Below are 1,613 nucleotides of genomic sequence, written 5' to 3' on the forward strand. Positions count from 1 at the left end.
CTCCCCCCTTGAGGGGGAGATGGCCGGCAGGCCAGAGGGGGGTGCCCAGGCTCGGCATTCGAAACCTACGCCACCGCCATCTGCTGCAGGCTGACCAAGCGCGAAATGCCTTTCTTGGCGAGGCCCATCAGCGACGCGAACTGCTCCTCCGAGAACGGCTCGCCTTCCGCCGTGCCCTGGATCTCGACGATACCGCCCTTGCCGGTCATGACGAAATTGGCGTCGGTGCCGGCCGAGGAATCCTCGAGATAGTCGAGGTCGAGGACCGGCTGGCCGTCATGGATGCCGCAGGAGATCGCCGCGACATGGTCCTTCAGCACCTTGGCGACGCTGGCCATCTGCCGCGCCTCCATCCAGCGCAGGCAGTCATGGAGCGCCACCCAGCCGCCGGTGATCGAGGCGGTACGGGTGCCGCCATCGGCCTGGATCACGTCGCAGTCGACAGTGATCTGCTGCTCGCCCAACGCCTGCAGGTCGACCACGGCGCGCAAGGAACGGCCGATCAGCCGCTGGATTTCCAGCGTGCGGCCGCCCTGCTTGCCGGTTGAAGCCTCGCGCCGCATGCGCTCGCCGGTCGAACGCGGCAGCATGCCGTACTCGGCCGTCACCCAGCCCTTGCCGGAATTGCGCATCCAGGCCGGCACTTTTTCCTCCAGGCTTGCCGTGCACAGAACATGCGTGTCGCCGAACTTCACGAGGCACGAACCCTCGGCGTGCTTGGAGACGCCGCGCTCGAAGGAGATGGCGCGCATTTCGTCGGCTTGGCGTTTGGAGGGGCGCATCGAGGCCTCTTTCTTCTTTCTTTTGGTTTTCAAGGATTCGTTGGCGGCTTGTAGACGCATGCGGCGCATGGCGCAAAGGAAAATGGACCGGGTTGCGCGGGCACGGCCTAAGTCTATATTTGAGCAGGAGGTTTTGGCTCGAATGACCAAGGCAGTCGATCCGGCATCGCAGTCGCCCGCGCTCCAGTCGCTTGATATGCGCTCGCGCGATATCTTCCGGCGCATCGTCGAATCCTATCTCAGGGATGGCGAGCCGGTCGGCTCGCGCAGCCTGTCGCGCATCCTGCCCTCTTCGCTGTCGCCGGCCACCATCCGCAACGTGATGAGCGATCTCGAGCATCTCGGCCTGATCTATGCCCCGCATATCTCGGCCGGCCGTTTGCCGACGCAGACCGGCCTGCGCTTCTTCGTCGACGCCTTTATGGAGCTTGGCGACCTCTCCGACGAGGAGCGCCGCATCATCGAAGCGCAGGTGCGCGCCTCCGGCTCGGGCGCCACGCTGGAGCATATGCTGACCGAGGCCAGCCAGATGCTGTCGGGCATGTCGCGCGGCGCCGGCCTGGTGCTCGCCGCCAAAAACGAGGTGGCGCTGAAGCACATCGAGTTCATCCAGCTGGAACCCACCAAGGCGCTGGCCGTGCTGGTGTCGCAGAACGGCGACGTCGAGAACCGCGTCGTCGACCTGCCCGCCGGCACCACCGTGTCGCAGCTGCACGAGGCCTCCAACTTCCTCAACGCCCATATCCGGGGCCGCACACTGGCCGAGGCGCGCGTCGAGATCGCCCGCATCAAGGACGAGACCAGGGCCGCCCTCGACACGCTGTCGCAGGA

2 protein-coding genes are annotated in these 1,613 nt (G+C 65.8%); one reads left to right on the forward strand and one right to left on the reverse strand.

Translation table 11 applies throughout. From position 1 onward, the window contains the following. Positions 1–65: 65 nt before the first annotated feature. Positions 66–782 carry a ribonuclease PH gene (gene rph, locus EN781_RS32135; RefSeq protein ID WP_126057284.1) on the reverse strand — a complete coding sequence of 239 codons (717 nt, stop codon included), beginning with the start codon at positions 780–782 and terminating at the stop codon, positions 66–68. 142 nt (positions 783–924) lie between these two features. Between rph and hrcA the strand changes: the two genes are divergently transcribed. After that, positions 925–1,613, forward strand: a 689-nt coding sequence (gene hrcA / locus EN781_RS32140; protein WP_127400706.1) for a heat-inducible transcriptional repressor HrcA, incomplete at its 3' end; no start/stop codon positions are given.

The organism is Mesorhizobium sp. M4A.F.Ca.ET.090.04.2.1, from assembly GCF_003999085.1.
Classification (GTDB): Bacteria; Pseudomonadota; Alphaproteobacteria; order Rhizobiales; family Rhizobiaceae; genus Mesorhizobium.